The organism is Xanthomonas sp. WHRI 10204 (genome assembly GCF_040202875.1).
In the GTDB taxonomy this organism is placed as follows: domain Bacteria; phylum Pseudomonadota; class Gammaproteobacteria; order Xanthomonadales; family Xanthomonadaceae; genus Xanthomonas.
On the sequence record NZ_JBEGDW010000001.1, the window covers coordinates 89,838 to 108,586 of the forward strand.

Sequence of the window (18,749 nt, forward strand, 5' to 3'; positions counted from 1 at the left end):
CGCTTCCCCCGCATCGCGGGGGAAGGTGCCCGAAGGGCGGATGGGGGCATCGGTGATGCGCAGGCATGACGCACTCGCCATCGATCGCCTTCCCGCACGCAGCCCTGCAGAGTCAGTCAGGGCGCAGCGGATGGATTGGCGCAGCGGCTTTCGTCCAGCACCCGGCGCATCTGGTCGTAGCGCTGCTTGCGCTCTGCCGATTGCGCCTCGTCGGAGAAACGCCAGGTCGCTTCGGCCTGCTCGGCGCGTTTGCGCCAGGCTTCGCACAGGCTCTGATCCGGCACCGGTGCGCAGCGGTCGGTGACCACTTCGCAGGCGCTGCCGCCGCCGGTTGCCGGCCCGCCGGCCAGATTGGTGGTCTGCATCGGCAGGCAGCGTGTGGCCGGTTCGCGGTCTTCGGTGAAGTAGCGGCCATTGTCGTGTGCGGTGCATTCGAACAACGGCGGCGGAGGCAGCGTGGAGGTGGGCGTCAGCGGCGCTGGCGTCGATGCAGCTGCCGGCGCAGCAGGCACGGCAGCAGGAATAGCGGGCGGCTGCCGTGCAGCTGGCGCAGCACGTACTGGCGCGGGTGCAGGCGTGCCGCCCGGTGCAAACGGCACCGCCGCCGGTGCGGTCATCATTTTCTTTTGTTGCTGCATGCCCTTCGGGCACGGCATGTTCTGCACGGTGAGCGCGCCGGAGGGATCGGTGCAGCGGTAGATGGCCACGTCCTGGGCGTTGGCGCCCGATACCCAGCCCAGCAACAGCATCAGCCACAAGGCGCGGCTCATGCGCCGCCGCAGTCGCGTTGCTGACGCGCTTCGATGCCACGTTGTTCGCGGCTGAGATCCTGGCGTTCGCTCTGCAGCGCGCTGTTGTAGCGGCGGATCAACTCCCAGCGGCGGTCTGCCAGCCGCGCGCAGACCTCTTGTTCGGGCAGGGCATGGCACTCGTCGCGGATCTGCACATTGCCGTAAGGCACGATCACCGTGCCGCCGTAGCCGCCGCCGTGGTAACTGTCCTGATAGCCGCCCTGATAGCTACCGCCGCCAAAGCTGGCACTGCCGCGGATGCTGCCCCGCCCGGCGCCGCCCTGCACCGCAATCGCCGGGCGCGGGTTGACCGAGATCGGTGGACGCTGGATACCCCCGCCGCTGATCGGCGGGCCAACCGCATTGCCCACATAGGCCGGCCCCCAGGTCGGCACCCAGCGCGGATTGCCTTCCGGGCTGTCGCTGGTATAGCGCTCGCCGTCTTCGGTGGTGCACTCGTACATCGGCTGCGGCGGTTGCACGGTGACGATGCGCACTTCGCGCGACGGCGCAGCCGGAACCGGGGCAGGTGCCTCCACGCGTTGCGGTCGCGGCGGTGGGTCCTGCGGGCGCTGCATGTCCAGCACCTGCTGGCGACCGCTGCTGCACGGCGCATCCTGCAGAGCCACGGTCCCGGTACTGCTGACGCAGCGGTAGACCCGCACGTTTGGGTCCGGCTTGGCGGCGGTGCTCGCTGCCAAGGCAGGCAGCGCGCAGGCCAGCAACAAAAAGGTTGGAAGAGTGCGCATGCGCCGAGTGTGCGCGCTTGGCGGCCGCGCAGCAAAGTGTGCGGACGGGCGCTGCTCAGGCCCGCGTGCGGGAAAGCGGGCGGGCCGGTGGATTCTGCGTCTGGGGCGTGGCGATGTGGCCGTTCGGCGGCCTGCTGCGTGACGTTGTCAGTGAGCGCTGGCGCTAGACCTGGGGCACGGAGATCTGTGTACGCTGGTTTGAAAGCGCCCTCGCCATGACATCACGTCGGTGCACACCAGCAACAGCTTGGTGTGATTGAAGCGGTGACCTTCGGTCGGCGCGTAGGCGCCGTGCACGATCTTCATGGTGCCGGGCGTCTCTCACCCGGCAGATGCCCGCTGCTGCAGGGCCAGAGGCCGCCCACATACCGCAAGCTCAGTCGCGCAGGCTCTGACCGGTGCGTGCATCGCGGATCGGGGTGGGCTGCGCCAGCCCGCCGACATCGCCCGCCACCACGCCATCGATGGTCGCCAGCAGCGCCGGGTCCAGGGCGTCGCGGCTGCGTGCTGGTGGCTCGCCGGCCAGGTTGGCGCTTGTGGACACCAGTGGCGCCCCCCAGGCTGCGCACAGCGCTGCCACGACCGGGTGCGCGCTGATGCGTACGGCCAGCCCATCATGCGTGCCGGTGACCCAGCGCGGCGCACGGGTGGTGACTGGCAGGATCCAGGTATGTGGGCCGGGCCAGCTGGCCAACACTTCATCCCGGCGGGCCGGCTCCAGCGCGTCGAGATCGACCCAGTCGCGCAGCACCTCAATGCCGGATGCCACCACGATCACACCCTTGTCGACCGGGCGTCGCTTGATCTCCAGCAGGCGTAGCACGGCAGCCTCCTGGGCCGGGTCGCAGCCCAGCCCCCAGACCGCTTCGGTCGGGTACGCGATCACGCCGCCCTTCTGCAGGGTGGCGACGGCGCTGTCCAGGCCTAGCGTGTGGTGCATGCGGGGCCTCAGCCTGCCGCCTTGCTCACGGTTTTCTTGACCACGCGCTTGGCGGCTTTCTTGGCCGCAGTCTTCTTGGCCGGCGCCTTCTTCGCAGCGGTCTTGGTGGCCGCTTTCTTCACCGCAGTCTTCTTGGCTGCCGCGTCTTTCGCTGCGGCATCCTTGGCCACCTTGGCCGAATCCTTCACTGCATTCTTCTTGAGCGTGGCCTTCTTGGCGCCGAAGCCCTTGCGCACCGGCTTGCCGGTGTCGGCCAGCAACTGCTGCACTTCTTCGAACGTCAGCGACGCCGGCTCGCGGTCCTTCGGGATCTTGCCATTGAGCTTGCCATCGCTGATGTACGGGCCGAAGCGGCCGTTGAGCACCTGGATGTCGCTGCCGTCGAATTCCTTGATCACCCGGTTGCGCGCGATCTCTTCCTTCTCTTCGATCAGGAATACCGCACGCTCCAGATCGATGGTGTACGGGTCGTCTTCTTTCTTCAGCGACGCATACACGGTGCCACGGCGTGCAAACGGCCCGAACCGGCCGATGCCGACGCTGACGTCCTGCTCTTTGTCCTGGCCCAACGCGCGCGGCATCTTGAACAGTTCCAGCGCGTCCTCGATCGAGATCGAATAGATGCTCTGGCCCGGACGCAGCGAGGCGAACGTGGGCTTTTCTTCGTCTTCCACGGTGCCGATCTGCACCATCGGGCCGAAACGGCCGATGCGCGCGCTGACTTCCTTGCCGCTGACCGGGTCGGCGCCAAGCACGCGCACGCTGCCGGCGTCGGTCTTGTCCAGCGAATCCTTCTTGTCCTCGACCAGTTCCTTGAAGGGGCCCCAGAACTTCTCCATCAACGGAATCCACTCGGCTTCGCCGCGCGACACCGCATCCAGATCGTCTTCCAGATTGGCGGTGAAGTCGTAGTCCACGTAGCGGGTGAAATGCCCGGACAGGAACTTGGACACCGCGCGGCCGACGTCGGTCGGGCGGAAGCTGCGGCCTTCCATTTCCACGTATTTGCGGAACTGCAGGGTCTGGATGATCGAGGCGTAGGTGGACGGACGGCCGATGCCGTATTCCTCCAGCGCCTTGACCAGCGCCGCTTCGGTGAAGCGCGGCGGCGGCTGGGTGAAATGCTGATCGGTGACGATGCGGTCCAGCGGGATGTTGTCGCCGGCTTTCATCAGCGGCAGCTTGCGGCCTTCGTCCTCGTCCTCGCTGCTCTTGGTGTCCTTGCCTTCTTCATAAACCGCCAAGAAGCCCGACACCACCACGGTGGTGCCGCTTGCGCGGAACACGTGGTCGCTGCCGGCCGACAGGTCGACGCTGACGGTATTGAGCGTGGCCGGAATCATCTGGCAGGCCACTGCGCGGCGCCAGATCAGTTCGTACAGGCGGCGCTCGTCGTCAGACAAAAAGCGCGCCACCTGCGCAGGCGTGCGCAGCGCGGAGGTTGGGCGCACTGCTTCGTGGGCTTCCTGCGCGTTCTTGGATTTGGTGGTGTAGGCGTTGGGCTGATCCGGCAACGACGCGGTGCCGAAATCGCGCGCGATCACGTCGCGGATTTCCGCCAGCGCGTCCTGCGACAGATTCACCGAGTCGGTACGCATATAGCTGATCAGACCGACCGAGCCTTCGTCGCCGAGCGCCACACCTTCGTACAACTTCTGCGCCACCTGCATGGTCTTGCGGGTGGTGAAGCCGAGCTTGCGCGACGCCTCCTGCTGCAGCGTGGAGGTGGTGAACGGCGGAGCAGGGCGGCGCTTGCGCTCCTTGCTGGCCACATCGGTGACATGCAGCACGCCTTGCGCGGCCTGCTGGATGCGCAGACGCGCAGCCTCAGCGGTGTCGCCGTCGGTCACAGTGAATTGTTCGAACTTCTGCCCGTCCAGCTTGATCAGGCGGGCGTTGAACGGCTGCGAGGGATGCCGGCAATGCGCATCGATGGACCAGTATTCGCGCGCGATGAAGGCTTCGATCTCTTCTTCGCGCTCGACGATCATGCGTAGCGCCGGCGACTGCACGCGGCCGGCCGACAACCCGCGCTGCACCTTGCGCCACAGCACCGGCGACAGGTTGAAACCGACCAGATAGTCCAGTGCGCGGCGGGCCTGCTGGGCGTCCACCAGATCGACGGCGATCGCGCGCGGCTTGAGCATGGCTTCCTTGATCGCGCGCGGCGTGATCTCGGTGAACACCACCCGCTGCATGGTCTTGTTCTCAAGCAGGCCGCGCTCTTTCAGGATCTCGGCGATATGCCAGCTGATCGCCTCACCCTCGCGGTCCGGGTCGGTTGCCAGATAGATGTCGTCGGCGCTCTTGGCGGCACGGGCAATGGCTTCGACATGCTTCTCGTTTTTCTCGATCAGGTCGTAACGCATCGCAAAGCCGTTATCCGGATCGACCGCACCCTCCTTGGGGACGAGGTCGCGCACGTGCCCATACGAGGCCAGGACGGTGAAGTCCTTGCCGAGGTATTTATTGATCGTCTTGGCCTTGGCGGGCGATTCGACGATGAGCAGGTGCTTGGGCATGGTGGCAAATTCTTGGGGCGGAGCCCGGGGGGCAGGTAGCGTGGCCTAATTGGCCGGTTGAGGGAAGCAGATCGGCCGTTTCCCACACGTTAACGCCCGGGGAGTACTCCCGGGCGTTCAGTTCTCTTATTAGAAAGATCACGGCGGACGCCGCCGTGTCAAGCGGCGGGCGCGGCGAACTGCTAGCTCTGGCTCATTCCGATCGTCGCCAGCATGATCACCACGACCACGATCGACAACACCAGCATCACCCCGTAAATGGCCAGCACCACGATCGACACCGTGTCCAGGCCGCGCGATTGCAGCTCCGGGCGGTCGGTGAAGGCCCAGCGGTCCACAACCAGCGTGTCGCAGATCTTGTCGTGCGGAGTCTGCTTGCGCTGCGACATGCCGGCCATGAAGGCCGCCACGACCGCGCCGATCCCCAGGGTGAGGACGCTGATCAGCATGTAGGCCAGATAGCGCAACACATTGCGCCAGAACCCGACCCGCGCTCCGTTGCTGTCGGCGCGCACGACCTTGATGCCGCAGGCGAGCTTGCCCAGGCTGGCCTGAAGCCGGCTGGACTGCATCCAGGCGAAATACAGCGTGGGGATGGCCAGGCCGATGCCGTAGGACATCACCACAATGGCGATGCCCAGCGCACTGCCGTCGTCCATCGACGACGCGGAATCGCCCATGCTGGTGCCGAGCGCCACGACGAACACCAGCGGAATCACGATCAGATAGACCGCGAAGGTGGTGATCAGGCTATCCAGGATGCTGGCCGCCACACGCCGCCATAGGCCCGCGTAGACCACTGGCGCGTCATGGGTGACGACTGCAGCAGCGGGCAGTGCCGCTACCGGGGTGTCCCAGGCACTTGGCAACGGCGTGGCGGCCGGGGCTGGGGGCGGTGGGGTGGTAGCAGCGGTCGCCGCCGGGGTTGGCACATGCGCGGCGGGATCCACAGCGCCAGGCGTGCCGGGCCACGACTCGTTGCCCTCGGACGCGACCGGCGCAGAGGCGGTCAATTGACCTGCTGGCGCGTGCTCAGCCGTGTGCGGCGGATGGTCTGCGGCGCCCACAGGCGCGCCCGTCCAGGAGACGGCTTCCGGCGACGCGCCGGAGTGAGTCGGAGATGGCCCAGACAGCGCATCCGCATCCGCCGCGGCAGGCTCTACCTGTCTCGACCAAGCCTGCGACGGAAGGTCCGTCGCCGGGGCTGCGGCAACCGGTGTCGCATCCCGGAGCGCTGTGTCAGCAGGCAGTGCGACGGCCGGCGCAGTCTCGCCCTGTTCGGGCATCGGCGCATCGGCGGCGGTGGGCGGGGATGCTGGCGCCAGCGTGTCCAGGCCCAGTTCGGACGCAACCTCGCTCAGGGTCACCCACTGCGGCAGACCTTCGCGCCAGACCAGACTGGTGTGATCGATGATGCCCTGCGACAGGCGCGCGGCAAGCGTGTCCGTGTCGACCGGCCCCTGGCGTTGCCGCTGTGCGTCGGCGTAGTACCACTGCGTCATGATGTCCCCTTGGATGATGCGTTGTGCGTGCAGCGACCGGTCAGCCGCGGCAGTCCTGCGGAAGTTGGTTGTCGTCGATCTCGGAACTGCACTGCCAGGTGCCGGCATCCGCATCGAAATCCAGCCACAGCGCCTTGCCGTCGATCTTGGGCGAGCCCGGCGCATGCAGCAGGGCCTCGACACCGCAGGCGCTGGTGTCGAAACGGCCGATCTGCACGCTGGTCAGGGTGCCGTTGGCGTAGTGCTCGGGCGTCTGGAAGCCGGTATCCCCATTCTCCGGGCAGCGCCCTTCGCGCGCGAGAAAGTCGGCGATCTGCGGCTTCAGTGGCGCCAATGCAGCAACTGCCGCGGTGACCTTGGCCCGTGTCTGATAGTCCTTGTAGGCCGGCAATGCGATCGCCGCGAGGATGCCGATCATGGCAACGACCACAAACAAGCCTGCCACCGCGCCCAACACCAACAGCAGTGGCCATGCTGGCCCCTTGGCAGGCTGGCGCAGGTGCGGTGACGCAGGGTTGACCGGCGGGGCGCCCGCTGCTGCCATTGGCAATGGCGGCGGGACCGTAGCGGCATGCAGATCCGTGGAAATCGGCGGGCCGAGCGCGTCGGCACAGGCGGCCAGCGGCAGCCACTGGTCCAGGCCTTCGCGCCAGACCAGCGTGTCCAGGGCAATCTGACGATCGCGATACAGGCCCAGCAGAACCTCGTCGGCCACCGGGCCACGCCGCTGGCGGTTGCCTTCGGCGTAATACCAACTGCTCATCCCCGTCCCCTCGCACGCACGTCCGTGGCGGCTTCAGCCTTCAGTGTACGGGTTCAGGCTCGTCCAGGAACATCTGGGTTTCCATCCAGGCATAGGCCGCTTCCGCGCCCGGCTGGTTGAACAACACCATCAGCACCACCCATTTGAGGTCGTCCAGATCCAGCTCGTCCTGGTCCAACGCCATGGCGCGGTCCAGCACCAACTCGCGCTGGTCGGCATCGAGAATGCGGTGTTGTTCGAGGAACAGCAGAAATCCACGGCAATCGACATCGAGCTTGTCCAGCTCCGGGCCGTGATAGATACGCACGGGGCCATCGACATGCGGACGCGCCACGCTTGGGCGCTGCTCGGAGAGCGCGTCCAGCCAGTCGAACGCCTTGCTGATTTCTGCGGGACTGAAGCCGGCCTGGATCAGGCCATTCTGAAGCGAGTCACGGTCACGGACCAGGTCCGCGTCTTCGCTGAAATAATGTTCAAACAGGTACAGCAGTACATCGAGAATGCTCTCTTTCATTGCCCCTCGGCCTGCGTCGCGCGACGCTGTGGAGGTGAAGAAACTAGGGATTGCGGGTATAGCGACCGTGCTCGGTGACCACGTCTCCCTCCAGTTCCATGATGAGCAGCATGGAGGACAGCGCGGCGGCCGTCAATCCGGTGCGTTCGACCAGGGAATCCATAGGGGTAGGGTCGTGGCCTAGTGCCTGCCACAAGCGCTGGTAGTCGGGGTCCGGGCGCGTGGAAGTGGTGGTGCGCGTCGTCCTGGGCACTTGAGTGGGGGCGGCCAGGCGCTCGCGCAAGGCGGTGGCCAACTCGCCCGACAGCAGTTGTAGTCCCTCGATGACCTGGGCCGGTTCCTGCGCCAGCGTTGCGCCCTGGCGGATCAAGTGGTGGCAACCGCGCGCGAGCGGGTTGTGCAGCGAGCCGGGCAGGGCGAACACCTCGCGCCCGGCTTCGGCCGCCAGGCGCGCGGTGATCAGCGCGCCCGAGCGCATCGCCGCCTCGACCACCAAGGTGCCCAGCGCCAGCCCGGCAATGATCCGGTTGCGCGCCGGGAAATGCGCGGCCACCGGCCCGGTGCCGGGCAGGTATTCGCTGACCACTGCGCCGCGTGCGGCAATGCGATCGCGCAATGCCTGGTGATGCGCGGGATAAGCCACGTCGGCACCAGTGCCGACCACCGCCACTGTGATGCCGTCAGGCTGGGCGAGCGCGGCGTCGTGTGCGATCGCATCCACGCCGGCGGCCATCCCGCTGACGATGCCCAGGCCTGCAGATGCCAGGCTCGATGCGAAGGCGCGGGTGTGGTCGCGTCCGCCAGCGGTGGCGGAGCGGCTGCCGACCACGGCCACGCCGGGATGCCAGAGTGCGTTGGGGTCGCCGTCCACGAACAGCGCCAGCGGCGGGTTGGCGATGTGGCGTAGCAGTGCAGGGTAGTCCGTGTCTTGCCAGCCGATCAGGTGGTGGCCGGGTTGTTCGCACCAGCGCAGCGCCGCATCCAGCGCTTGCGGGTCAGGCGTCTGCAGCCGTTCCGATTGCAGGTCGTCACAGCCGGCCGCGCGCCAGGCGCCGGGCCCGGCAGTCAGAACGTCGGACAGGCTGGCGAAAGAGCTCAGCAGCGCGCGACGCGGTGGGCTGCGGCCGCCAGCCAACAGCAACATCAACATTGCGCGCAGATCGGGAGAAGTGAGAGCCATGCGCACAGCCTGGGCCGAAAACGACGACGGCGCCCTCAGGCGCCGTCGCGTTACCGCATCGGACTTTCGGATTACTGCGCGTCAGGATGCTTGACGAAGTAGCCCAGGCCGGTTGGCTTGACGCTTTCCATCACCAGCGCATAGCTGACCTTGTCGAAGGTGCGGAACACCATCGCGTGCGAGGCATATTCATCGGGCAGGCCGACGGTGGAGCCGGACGGGCCGCTGAAATCGTCATCGGTACGCGAGAAGCGCGAATGCTTCACGCGGTCGCTGACGGTGCGTCCCTTGCGCCAGATCGAAAACACCGTGCCGTTGTTGATGCCTTCGCGCGCGCCGCCGGAAATGGCGATCACGTCGCGGGTACCGCCAACGATGAAGGCGTCGGAAATGGCCAGCACGCGCAGCTCGGTCTGCAGCGCCTGGTCGGACGGCGGATGCGGGATGAACTGCAGATCGTACGGCTGCGCTTCCACTGCCACGATGCGATCGCCGGCGCGCACTTCACGGCCGCTGTCCTGCAGCAGCAAGGTCGCCGCCTTGGAATTGCCGCCCGCCGCGCTGCGGGTGATGGTGCCGACGTTGACCTGCGCCATCTCATAGCCGAGGAACTCACGGCGCGTGCTCGGCGCGATGAAGTTCTTCCAGATGTTGCCGGAGCCGGCGGTGATGTTGCCCGCCATATCCAGGTCTTCGTTGGGCTTGGGCAGGCTGAACTTCACGGTCGGACGCACCACCGCAAAGCGTTGGCCCGGCTGAGCGTCTTCCAGGCCGACCACATAAGCGACCTGCCCGGTGGTGGCGCGCGAGCGTCCGCCTTCCAGGCCGACCACGTAGGGCAGCTCGTCGAAGTCTTCGACCACGCGAAGATTCTTCAGGAACGGCTCGACATCGGCCAGCGGAATCGCGTTGATCGGCGCTTCCTGGCGCGGGCCGGGCTGGATCGTGCCTTTCCCCACACGGTCCAGGTAGGCCAGGCTGATCACGTCACCCGGATAGATCAGGTGCGGATTCTGGATCTGTGGATTGGCTTGCCAAATTTCTGGCCACAGCCATGGTTTTTGCAAAAAACGCCCAGCAATGTCCCAAAGGGTATCCCCCTTGCGGACCACATAGGTGTCTGGATGCTCGCCCACCGCTTGCGCGGCAGCGTAGGTCGCGACGGTCAGCATCGCCGCAGCGACGACCGTACGAAGTCGGTTCAACATGAGTGCCTTCTTGCCTGATTCCCCAACAGGTCCGCGCACTATAGTCCAGAAACCGGGGCGCCACGCAAGCATTGCGCTAGAATGCCCCCGTCTTGCCGGCGCCGCGCCGGTGTTTCTGGACGGGTAACCCCATGGCTTTGCTCCCTATTCTCGAATTTCCCGATCCGCGGCTGCGCACCAAAGCCGTGCCGGTCGATGCGACCGAAGTCACCAGCCCGGCGTTCCAGACGCTGCTGGATGACATGTTCCAGACCATGTACGAGGCGCCCGGCATCGGCCTGGCTGCCAGTCAGGTGGATGTGCACAAGCGCTTCCTGGTGATCGACGTCAGCGAGGAAAAGAACACCCCGCAGGTGTTCGTCAACCCGGAAATCATCACCAGGCAGGGCGAGCAGGTGTATCAGGAAGGCTGCCTGTCGGTGCCAAGCATTTTTGCCGATGTCAGCCGCGCCGATGCGATCACCCTGCGTTATCTCGACCGCCATGGGCAGCCTCACGAGCTGAGCACCGATGGGCTGCTGGCGGTATGCATCCAGCACGAGATGGACCACCTGGACGGCAAGTTGTTCGTGGATTACCTGTCGCCGCTCAAGCGCGAAATGGTGCGCAAGAAGCTGGCCAAAATGCGCAAGCATGTGGCTTGAGGTCCGGGATTGGGGATTTGTGATTCGGGATTGGAAAAAGCGGGTTGTTGCTGGTCGTTGAGTCTGCTGTTTCAAATCTTCGGGCGCGGATCCTGGTGTGGTCTGTTTCTTGGCGTGAGTCGTCGAGTCGCCACTGCCCCGGTCCGCGTGCGCAGAGCCTTGAGATTCGGGATTCGGGATTGGATAAGCCGCTGCCCGTCGCGGCTATCGAATTGCTGTTTGCAACTCCCGCTTCTCACCGCGCCGATTGATGCTGGGCAATGCCGCTTTCTGCGCCGGTCGCCAAACCTGCTCGCCCAGCTGTCCACCCCATCTATCAGTTCCCCGCCGCCACCGTCCCGGCTAGCACATCCGCCGTTGCCAATCCCCAATTCCGACTCCCAAATCCCAGCCCTATGAGAATTGTCTTCGCCGGTACGCCGGACTTCGCTGTCGCCTCGTTACGCGTTGCCGCGCAACGGCATGAAGTGGTGGCGGTCTATACCCAGCCGGATCGGCCGGCCGGTCGCGGTCGCGGACTGACGCCGTCGCCGGTGAAGCTGGAGGCGATCGCGCGCGGCATTCCGGTGTACCAGCCGCAGACGCTGCGCTCGCCCGAGGCGCTGGCCACGCTGCGCGGCCTCAATGCCGATCTGATGGTGGTGGTGGCCTACGGGCTGATCCTGCCCAAGGCGGTGCTGGCTGCGCCGACCCACGGCTGCTGGAATGTGCATGCCTCGCTGCTGCCGCGCTGGCGTGGCGCCGCGCCGATCCAGCGTGCGATCGAGGCCGGCGATACCGAAACCGGCGTGTGCCTGATGCAGATGGAAGCCGGTCTGGATACCGGCCCGGTGCTGTTGTCGCAACGCATCGAGATCGGCGAGCAGGAAACCGGCGGCCAGCTGCACGACCGCCTGGCCGCGCTGGGCGCGCAGGTGCTGTCCGATGGCCTGGGCTTGCTGCGTGCCGGCATTCGCCCGGTGGCGCAAGCGCAGCCGGCCGAGGGCGTCACCTACGCGCACAAGCTGGACAAGGCGCAGGCGCGGCTGGACTGGGCGCAGCCGGCGCAGGAACTGGCGCGGCGCGTGCGTGCGTTCAATCCGTGGCCGGTGGCCGAGGCCACGCTGGCCGGCGAGCGGGTGCGTCTGCATGGCGCGGTGGCGCTCGAGTTGGCCCATCAACAGCCGCCGGGCACCTTGTTGGCCGCCAGCAAGCAGGGCATCGACATCGCCTGCGGGCAGGGCGCGCTGCGGGTGCGCGTGTTGCAGCGTGAGGGCGGCAAGGCGATCACCGCCGCCGATTATCTCAACGCGCGCCGCGACCTGCCGGCGCTGCGCTGATGGCCGCCGACACCGCGGCGGCCGGCGTCGCCTCACGGCTGGCAGCCGCGAAGGTGCTCACGGCCGTGTTCGACCAGGGCCGTTCGTTGAAGGCCGAACTGACCGCTGCGCTGCCTGGCATTGCCGATCCGCGCGATCGCGCGCTGGTGGAGGCGATCTGTTTTGCGGTGCTGCGGCGCCGCCCAGCCTACGACGTCGCCTTGCGGCAATGGCTGGAACGCCCGCTGCCGCCGCGCGATGCCGAACTCAAGGCATTGTTGATGGCCGGCTTCGCTCAGCTCGACGTGCTGCAACTTCCCGCGCACGCGGCGCTGTCGGCCACCGTGGAGGCGTGCCGCGCGCTGGGCCGGCCGCGCCAGGCCGGCATGGTCAACGCGATCCTGCGGCGCGCGCAGCGCGAAGGATTTCCGGCGGTCTCGGACGATGCCGGTTGGCCGTCGTGGTTGCGCAAGCAGCTGCGCGCCGATTGGGGCGTGCAGGCCGAAGCGATCTTCGTCGCAAGCGCGCAGATGGCGCCGATGTGGCTGCGCGTGCATCGCGGGCGCAGCGACCCAGCCGCCTATGTGGCGCGGCTGGCAGAGGTGGGCATCTCCGCACAGATCGACACGGTGCTGCCTGATGCGCTGCGGTTGCACAGTGCAGTGCCGGTGAGCCAGTTGCCGGGCTTTGCCGAAGGCGAGGTCTCGGTGCAGGACGGCTCCGCGCAGCAAGTGGCCGACGCGCTGACGCTGACGCCGGCGGCGCGGGTACTCGATGCCTGCGCTGCGCCCGGTGGCAAGGCGGCGCATCTGCTGGAGCGTTACCCGCAGTTGCAGCTCACCGCGCTGGATGTGGATGCGCGCCGGCTGGAACGTGTGCAACAGACGTTGCAGCGCACCGTGCCGAACGCGCAGGTCGCGCTGCATGCGGCCGATGCGGCCGATCCGGCGGCATGGTGGGACGGTCAGCCCTTCGATGCGGTACTGCTGGATGCGCCGTGTTCGGCCACCGGCGTGGTGCGTCGTCAGCCGGATGTGCTGTTGCACCGCCGTGCCGACGACATCGATGCGCTGTGCGCCCTGCAGGCGCGTTTGCTGGATGCGACGTGGCGCACGTTGCGTCCGGGCGGCCAGCTGCTCTACACCACCTGCTCGCTGCTGGCGCGCGAGAACCAGGGGCAGGTCGAGGCCTTCCTGCAACGCACGCCCGATGCGCAGGCGCAGTCCTTGGGTGCGCAGTTCGGCCATGCGGCGGGCCCGGGACGTCAGCGGTTTCCCGGCGAGCAGCACTGCGACGGTTTCTTCTACGCGCTTTTGCTAAAAGCGTCCTGATCGCGCGCCGATGCCGGCGCTCCCTTTTCGCGTCCCATTGCCGCCCGCCATGCTCAAGACCCGTGCTTCAAAGGATTTCTGGTTGCTGGCCATCACCGCGGTGCTGGTGATCGGTGCCGGGCTGGGGTTGCGTGACCCCTGGCCGTCGGACGAGCCACGTTTTGCGCTGGTCGCCAAGCAGATGGTGCTGAGCGGGGACTGGTTGTTCCCGCATCGCGGCAACGAGCTGTATTCGGACAAGCCGCCGATGCTGATGTGGCTGCAGGCGCTGTTCTACACGCTGCTGGGCAATTGGCGGGTGGCGTTCCTGCTGCCGTCGCTGCTTGCGGCGCTGGGTACGCTGGCCTGTGTGTACGACCTGGGGCGGCGGCTGTGGACCCGGCGGGTGGGGGTGTATGCCGCGTGGCTGCTGTTGTTCACCCTGCACTTCACCTTCCAGGCCAAGAAGGCGCAGATCGACCCGCTGGTGGTGTTCTGGATCACCCTGGCCAATTACGGGCTGCTGCGGCACCTGTTGATGGGCCCGGCCTGGCGCTGGTGGACGCTGGGCTGGTTTGCCGCCGGGCTGGGTGTGATCACCAAGGGCGTGGGCATCATCGCGCTGCTGATGCTGATCCCGGCCGGCATTGCCGCCGCACGCGGTTGGCCGGGTGTGCGCGTGCATGTGCGCGACCGCCGCTTCTGGCTCGGGCCGCTGTTCTTCTTCGTGGCGATCGCGCTGTGGTTCGTGCCGATGATGGTCACCGCGCTGACCGCCGGCCAGCCCGAATACCGCGTGTATCTCAACGACATCCTGCTGCGCCAGACCGCCAAGCGCTACGCCAGTTCGTGGGATCACGCGCAGCCGATCTGGTACCACCTGCAGAGCATGGCCACGATGTGGATGCCGACCGTCCTGCTGTTGCCATGGGCGATTCCGGCGTGGCGGCGGCGGTTGCGCCGGCGCGATGCGCGCTATCTGCTGCCATTGGCGTGGTGGCTGCTGGTGCTGGTGTTCTTCACCATCCCCAGCGGCAAGCGCGATGTCTACATCCTGCCGGCGTTGCCGATGTTCTGCCTGGCACTGGCGCCGTTGGCCGCGGGTTTGCTGCGCCGGGTCGGGGTGCAGCGGGTGCTGTTCGGTTTTGCGCTGCTGCTGACTGTGGTCTTCGCCGCAGGCGGGGCGGCGATGCTGATCGGGCACCCCGTATTCGAGCAGAAGATCATGGATAGCCGCGGGGTCGGCAGCGAAGCCACCGACCCGCTGGGCTGGCTGCTACTGGCGGTGGGTACCTGGGGCGTAGCGAGCCTGCTGCTGTTGCGCGTGCGCCGCTCCGCGCTGGCGGTGGTGTCGCTGCTGGGCGCGTGGTGGGTGGCGTTCGGGCTGGTCTGCTACCCGATCTTCAATGATTCCAGTTCGGCCGGTGCGGTGATGCGCGAGGTCGGGCGCCGTATCGGCCCGGATGCCCAGCTTGGCCTGGTGGCGTGGAAGGAGCAGAACCTGCTGATGGCCGACCGCCCGGCGCAGACCTTCGGCTTCAAGGTGCCATGGGAAGAACAGCTGCGACGCGGCGTGGCCTGGCAGGCCGAGCAACCGGGGCAGCGTTGGCTGATGGCGCAGGAGACGGCGCTGCTGGGTTGCGTAGACCGCAGTCGCAGCCAGCTGGTCGGTGTGGCCAATCGACGTCGTTGGTGGCTGGTGCCGGGCGATGCGGTGCGCGGCGACTGCGTGGCCAGCTCCACGGAGCGGGCGGTCGAAGAAAAGGAACAGGGCAACCTGGACGTCGAATGAGCCCTTCACGCGCGCATTTCAGGTCCTGCCTGCATCACGCCACTGCAGTGGCTGGCGATTGTCTAGCAGTCATTCATGCGGGACATCGTTAGCTTGGTCGGCGTCGCTGACGTGCAGTGCCTGTCTCGCCCCCTTCCGCCACCGATCTTTCAATGAATTCACTGCGTACCCAGCCCACTTCGCTCCCGCAGTCCGCACCCGTGGCATCGCGCGCGGGCGTGGGCATCGCCGAGCTGGGGGTGTTCACGCTGACCGCGTTGGTGGTGAGCATGCCCAGCGGCTTGCTGCCGTTCGGCCTGTGCCTGTTGCTTGGCTCGCTGGTCGGCTGGCGCAGCCTGCGTGCCGGCATCGCGGCGCGCAGCGGCGCGTTGCGCGCGGTGGGGTGGCTGACGGTGGTCGTGATCGCAATGTCGCTGCTGTCGATCGCCTTGTTCGAGCACGGCCTGCGCGATGTCGACAACCGCTCGCGCTTTCTGGTGCTGCCCTGGGCAGCGTTATGGGCTTACGCCTTGCAACCCCGCCAGGTCTGGCTGTGGCGGGGCGCATTGGCCGGCGTGTTTGCGGCCATGTTGATCGCATTGCTGCAGGTGATGAATGGCGCCGACCGTGCAGAAGGCTTTACCAATGCGATTGTGTTTGCCGACATCGCGCTGATGTTGCTGGTGGTGGTGGCGTTTTGTCGTCCGGTCGGCGCTGTGCGCTGGCTGGTCGCTGCGGCGGTCGCAGCGGTGGTGGTGATCGTGCTCAGCGGCAGCCGCGGCGTGTGGCTGGCGTTGCTGGCCACCGTGGGCGTGCTGGCCTGGGGCGCGCCGTGGCATAGCGCGCGCATGCGGCTACTGACCTTCGTCGGCGGTGCGGTGCTGGCGGTGGGCGTGGTCGTCAGCGTGCCCGCATTGACCGACCAGATGCGCCTGGGCGAGTTGCAGAGCGATCTGCAACGCTACGAAGTGGGCGACAGCGATTCGTCTGCCGGGGCCCGCATCGAACGCCTGCATGTGGCCTGGGATACCTTGCGCGCGCATCCGCTGACCGGCGTCGGTGTAGGTCGGTTCGATGATGCGATGCGCGAGTTGCCGGTCTGTGCCAGCGGCACCTGGCTGCTGCGCTGCCATCTGGGCCATGCGCATAACGATCTGGCCGAATGGGGTGCCACCCAGGGCGTGCCCGGGCTGTTGCTGCTGATTGCGGTCTATGGCGTGCCGCTGTGGGTGTTCGTGCGCTTGCATCGGCGCAGCGGGCAGGTGCAGTTCCGCGGGCCGGCGGCGGCCGGGGTGATGATCGTGATCAGCTATGCGCTGTGCGGGTTGACCCAGTCGATGTTCGCGCACCAGGTCTCGGCAAGCTTCTACTCGGCGATGGTCGGCATATTGGTGGGCCTGGCTGCACGTCAGGCACAGCCGGCAATGCCGAAGGCTCTCGGCAACGCGTAGTGAGCGGATGTGAGTTGGAGACGCTTCGCGTGTTCGGAAACTGATCGGCTGGAGTGCGGCCAACAAGCATCAAGACCTGCGCAAGCCGTCATGCGTCTGCCCGCCCATGCGAAGCGACTCATCTGTGCGACGAGTACGTGGCCACCGAGCGCATCGGTCGCGCCGCCTGGCGATGAGCGCAGCAGCCGTGCTGACCGCGCTCAGTCGCTGCGTTGATCCGCGGCGCGCGGCGGGTCCTGTACCGGCTGGTTGTGCTGTAGCAGCCACAGCATGATGGTCTTCTGGCGTACGTAATTGGCACGCACGTAGGCGTAGATCAGCCCGTGCCAGCCATCGCGAAACCCGCCGCGCAGCAGATAGCCGCGCCAGAAGCGCCAGGCCGGCGCCAACACCAGCTTGCTCCAGGTCGCGCGCTTGCCACGGGCGTAGTCATGCTCGGCCATCATCTGTGCGTAGCGCTGGGTCTTGGCCAGCTGCTGCATCAGCGACCGATAGGGGTAGTGGACCAGGTCGCCGCGCAAGGTGACCACGGCACCATCGACGCTGGCCGCTTCGTGGATCTCGCGCTTGCCGCGCCAGCCGCCACGGCGTCGGTCGAACAGGCGCAGCACGCGGTCCGGATACGCATTGCCGTGGCGCAAGAAGCGGCCGAAATACTCGGAGAGCCGCGCGAACCGGTAGCCGGCCGCGTCGGCAAAGCCGGCATCGCGTGCCGCCAGGATCGATGCGCGCAAACTGTCGCTGACGCGTTCGTCCGCATCCAGGCACAGCACCCAGTCGTGGCCGGCTTGCGCGACGCAATACGCCTTCTGGCTGCGGTAGCCATCGAAGGCGCGTTGCAGCACGCGCGCGCCATGCGCGCTGGCAATGGCAGCAGTGGCGTCGGTGGAACCGGAGTCCACCACCACGATCTCATCGCAGAATGCCAGCGAGGTCAGGCAGTCGCGTAGGCGATCGGCCTCGTTGAACGCGATAATGCAGGCGCTAATGCGAGGCCGTTCGTCGGGTGCGGTCGAAGAGGACATGTGATGGCCGATTACCTGCTGTTCGCAACGGAGCGTTACGCGTTGCCTATTCTGGCGCCATTGGCGCAGGCATTACAGGCCCGCGGCGACACGGTTGCCGCCTGGTACGAAGGCGGTGCGCGCGGACTGGTGCTGCCGGGCGTGCGCGAAGTGGGGTTGCGCGAGGCGTTGGCCCTGCGTCCGCGTGCGGTGTTCAGTGCGGCCAACTGGGTGCCGCCGTTTATTTCTGGCGCCAAGGTGCAGCTTTTCCACGGCTTCAACGTGCAAAAGCGCGAGGACAATCGCGGCCATTTCCGTGTGCGCGGCTTGTTCGATCTGTATTGCACGCAAGGCCCGGCCACCACTGCGCCGTTTCGTGCACTGGCGGCGCGCGAGGGCCATTTTGTGGTGGTGGAAACCGGCTGGCCCAAGCTCGATCCGGTGTTTCGCGATGACGGCGGGCACAGCGCCACGCTGCGTGCGCCCGCTAACGGGCGGCCGGTGATCCTGTTCGGTTCCACCTTTACCGAGCGCCTGAGCGCGGCACCTGTGCTGTATGAGGAAATCGCCGCTGATATCGCGCGCGGTGCGCACTACTGGCTGCTCACCTTGCATCCCAAATGCGCGCCGGAATTGTTCGACCGCTATCGCGCGCTGGCTGGTGCCAATGCGCGGTTTGTCGAGCCCGAAGAGGTCGTGGCGGCGCAGCGTGCGGCCGATGTGCTGGTCTCCGACACCTCGTCGATCGTCTCCGAGTTCGTGGTGCAGCACAAACCGGTGGTGACCTTCCGCAACCGCGTGCCGCAGCCGCATATGCTGGACTTTCAGCAGCCTGCGCAGTTGCCGCAGCAACTGGCGCGCGCGCTGGCGCCGGATGCCGAACTACGCGGCGCGCTGGCCAGTTATGCCGATGCGATCCATCCGTATCGCGATGGCAGATCGTCCGAACGGGTGATTGCCGCCACTGAGGATTTCATCGCCGGCAAGCTCGGCACACTGCGACGCAAGCCGCTGGGCGCCCTGTGGCGAGCGCTACAGATTCGGCGCGAACTCGGCTATTGGGGTCCGGCGCAGCGCTGATCGTCGGTCGTGGGCGATCTCC

General features: G+C 66.8%; 16 protein-coding genes. 6 read left to right on the forward strand and 10 right to left on the reverse strand.

Going from position 1 to position 18,749, the window contains the following annotated elements; translation table 11 throughout:
* Positions 1–116 precede the first annotated feature (116 nt).
* The 9 genes from ABQZ00_RS00390 to ABQZ00_RS00430 all read right to left on the reverse strand — a co-directional run bounded on the left by ABQZ00_RS00390 (position 117) and on the right by ABQZ00_RS00430 (position 10,169).
* Positions 117–770, reverse strand: coding sequence for a DUF4124 domain-containing protein (locus ABQZ00_RS00390; protein ID WP_323522578.1), 654 nt, complete (start codon positions 768–770; stop codon positions 117–119).
* Positions 767–1,540 (reverse strand): DUF4124 domain-containing protein, encoded by a 774-nt coding sequence (locus ABQZ00_RS00395; protein ID WP_311240676.1) that lies wholly within the window; start codon positions 1,538–1,540, stop codon positions 767–769. The genes ABQZ00_RS00390 and ABQZ00_RS00395 overlap by 4 nt, the downstream gene beginning before the upstream one ends.
* Before the next feature lie 376 nt (positions 1,541–1,916).
* On the reverse strand, positions 1,917–2,480 hold the full coding sequence (gene tsaC / locus ABQZ00_RS00400) for an L-threonylcarbamoyladenylate synthase type 1 TsaC (RefSeq protein WP_323537897.1): 564 nt from the start codon (positions 2,478–2,480) through the stop codon (positions 1,917–1,919).
* An 8-nt stretch (positions 2,481–2,488) separates the two neighbouring features.
* Complete coding sequence (locus ABQZ00_RS00405) at positions 2,489–5,002, reverse strand: DNA topoisomerase I (RefSeq protein WP_115529047.1); 2,514 nt, start codon at positions 5,000–5,002, stop codon at positions 2,489–2,491.
* Between the two features lie 182 nt (positions 5,003–5,184).
* Positions 5,185–6,504 (reverse strand): RDD family protein, encoded by a 1,320-nt coding sequence (locus ABQZ00_RS00410; protein WP_323537896.1) that lies wholly within the window; start codon positions 6,502–6,504, stop codon positions 5,185–5,187.
* A gap of 40 nt (positions 6,505–6,544) precedes the next feature.
* Entirely contained in the window at positions 6,545–7,267 is a 723-nt protein-coding gene (locus tag ABQZ00_RS00415; protein ID WP_323537895.1) for a pilin, read from the reverse strand.
* A 40-nt stretch (positions 7,268–7,307) separates the two neighbouring features.
* On the reverse strand, positions 7,308–7,781 hold the full coding sequence (locus ABQZ00_RS00420; protein ID WP_003484452.1) for a DUF494 family protein: 474 nt from the start codon (positions 7,779–7,781) through the stop codon (positions 7,308–7,310).
* Positions 7,782–7,824: 43 nt separating this feature from the next.
* On the reverse strand, positions 7,825–8,961 hold the full coding sequence (gene dprA / locus ABQZ00_RS00425) for a DNA-processing protein DprA (RefSeq protein ID WP_323537894.1): 1,137 nt from the start codon (positions 8,959–8,961) through the stop codon (positions 7,825–7,827).
* 71 nt (positions 8,962–9,032) lie between these two features.
* A complete protein-coding gene (locus tag ABQZ00_RS00430) occupies positions 9,033–10,169 on the reverse strand; it encodes a LysM peptidoglycan-binding domain-containing protein (RefSeq protein ID WP_055847644.1) in 1,137 nt (378 codons plus the stop codon).
* 131 nt (positions 10,170–10,300) lie between these two features.
* On the opposite strand from ABQZ00_RS00430, the gene def reads away from it, so the two are divergent.
* The 5 genes from def (at position 10,301) to ABQZ00_RS00455 (ending at position 16,643) form a co-directional block, all read left to right on the forward strand.
* Positions 10,301–10,813, forward strand: coding sequence for a peptide deformylase (gene def / locus ABQZ00_RS00435; RefSeq protein ID WP_115514054.1), 513 nt, complete (start codon positions 10,301–10,303; stop codon positions 10,811–10,813).
* A 395-nt stretch (positions 10,814–11,208) separates the two neighbouring features.
* The gene (gene fmt / locus ABQZ00_RS00440) at positions 11,209–12,132 is read left to right on the forward strand and encodes a methionyl-tRNA formyltransferase (protein WP_115554730.1); all 924 of its coding nucleotides are present in this window, start codon (positions 11,209–11,211) and stop codon (positions 12,130–12,132) included.
* Positions 12,132–13,442, forward strand: a complete 1,311-nt coding sequence (rsmB, locus tag ABQZ00_RS00445) for a 16S rRNA (cytosine(967)-C(5))-methyltransferase RsmB (RefSeq protein ID WP_323537893.1) — start codon at positions 12,132–12,134, stop codon at positions 13,440–13,442. Before fmt ends, rsmB begins: the two co-directional genes overlap by 1 nt.
* A gap of 49 nt (positions 13,443–13,491) precedes the next feature.
* Complete coding sequence (locus tag ABQZ00_RS00450) at positions 13,492–15,213, forward strand: ArnT family glycosyltransferase (protein WP_323537892.1); 1,722 nt, start codon at positions 13,492–13,494, stop codon at positions 15,211–15,213.
* A 152-nt stretch (positions 15,214–15,365) separates the two neighbouring features.
* On the forward strand, positions 15,366–16,643 hold the full coding sequence (locus ABQZ00_RS00455) for an O-antigen ligase family protein (protein WP_323537891.1): 1,278 nt from the start codon (positions 15,366–15,368) through the stop codon (positions 16,641–16,643).
* Positions 16,644–16,843: 200 nt separating this feature from the next.
* On the opposite strand, the gene ABQZ00_RS00460 is transcribed toward ABQZ00_RS00455, so the two are convergent.
* A complete protein-coding gene (locus tag ABQZ00_RS00460) occupies positions 16,844–17,668 on the reverse strand; it encodes a glycosyltransferase family 2 protein (RefSeq protein ID WP_323537890.1) in 825 nt (274 codons plus the stop codon).
* Here ABQZ00_RS00460 and ABQZ00_RS00465 point away from each other — a divergent pair, their 5' ends adjacent.
* The gene (locus tag ABQZ00_RS00465; protein ID WP_323537889.1) at positions 17,669–18,727 is read left to right on the forward strand and encodes a CDP-glycerol glycerophosphotransferase family protein; all 1,059 of its coding nucleotides are present in this window, start codon (positions 17,669–17,671) and stop codon (positions 18,725–18,727) included. It abuts the gene before it with no gap.
* The last annotated feature ends 22 nt before the right edge of the window (positions 18,728–18,749 follow it).

Excerpts from the sequence above, each read along its gene's own strand:
- ABQZ00_RS00390 (WP_323522578.1), bottom strand. The coding sequence starts at position 770 with ATGAGCCGCGCCTTGTGGCTGATGCTGTTGCTGGGCTGGGTATCGGGC.
- ABQZ00_RS00395 (WP_311240676.1), bottom strand. The coding sequence starts at position 1,540 with ATGCGCACTCTTCCAACCTTTTTGTTGCTGGCCTGCGCGCTGCCTGCC.
- tsaC (WP_323537897.1), bottom strand. The coding sequence starts at position 2,480 with ATGCACCACACGCTAGGCCTGGACAGCGCCGTCGCCACCCTGCAGAAG.
- ABQZ00_RS00405 (WP_115529047.1), bottom strand. The coding sequence starts at position 5,002 with ATGCCCAAGCACCTGCTCATCGTCGAATCGCCCGCCAAGGCCAAGACG.
- ABQZ00_RS00410 (WP_323537896.1), bottom strand. The coding sequence starts at position 6,504 with ATGACGCAGTGGTACTACGCCGACGCACAGCGGCAACGCCAGGGGCCG.
- ABQZ00_RS00415 (WP_323537895.1), bottom strand. The coding sequence starts at position 7,267 with ATGAGCAGTTGGTATTACGCCGAAGGCAACCGCCAGCGGCGTGGCCCG.
- ABQZ00_RS00420 (WP_003484452.1), bottom strand. The coding sequence starts at position 7,781 with ATGAAAGAGAGCATTCTCGATGTACTGCTGTACCTGTTTGAACATTAT.
- dprA (WP_323537894.1), bottom strand. The coding sequence starts at position 8,961 with ATGGCTCTCACTTCTCCCGATCTGCGCGCAATGTTGATGTTGCTGTTG.
- ABQZ00_RS00430 (WP_055847644.1), bottom strand. The coding sequence starts at position 10,169 with ATGTTGAACCGACTTCGTACGGTCGTCGCTGCGGCGATGCTGACCGTC.
- def (WP_115514054.1), top strand. The coding sequence starts at position 10,301 with ATGGCTTTGCTCCCTATTCTCGAATTTCCCGATCCGCGGCTGCGCACC.
- fmt (WP_115554730.1), top strand. The coding sequence starts at position 11,209 with ATGAGAATTGTCTTCGCCGGTACGCCGGACTTCGCTGTCGCCTCGTTA.
- rsmB (WP_323537893.1), top strand. The coding sequence starts at position 12,132 with ATGGCCGCCGACACCGCGGCGGCCGGCGTCGCCTCACGGCTGGCAGCC.
- ABQZ00_RS00450 (WP_323537892.1), top strand. The coding sequence starts at position 13,492 with ATGCTCAAGACCCGTGCTTCAAAGGATTTCTGGTTGCTGGCCATCACC.
- ABQZ00_RS00455 (WP_323537891.1), top strand. The coding sequence starts at position 15,366 with ATGAATTCACTGCGTACCCAGCCCACTTCGCTCCCGCAGTCCGCACCC.
- ABQZ00_RS00460 (WP_323537890.1), bottom strand. The coding sequence starts at position 17,668 with ATGTCCTCTTCGACCGCACCCGACGAACGGCCTCGCATTAGCGCCTGC.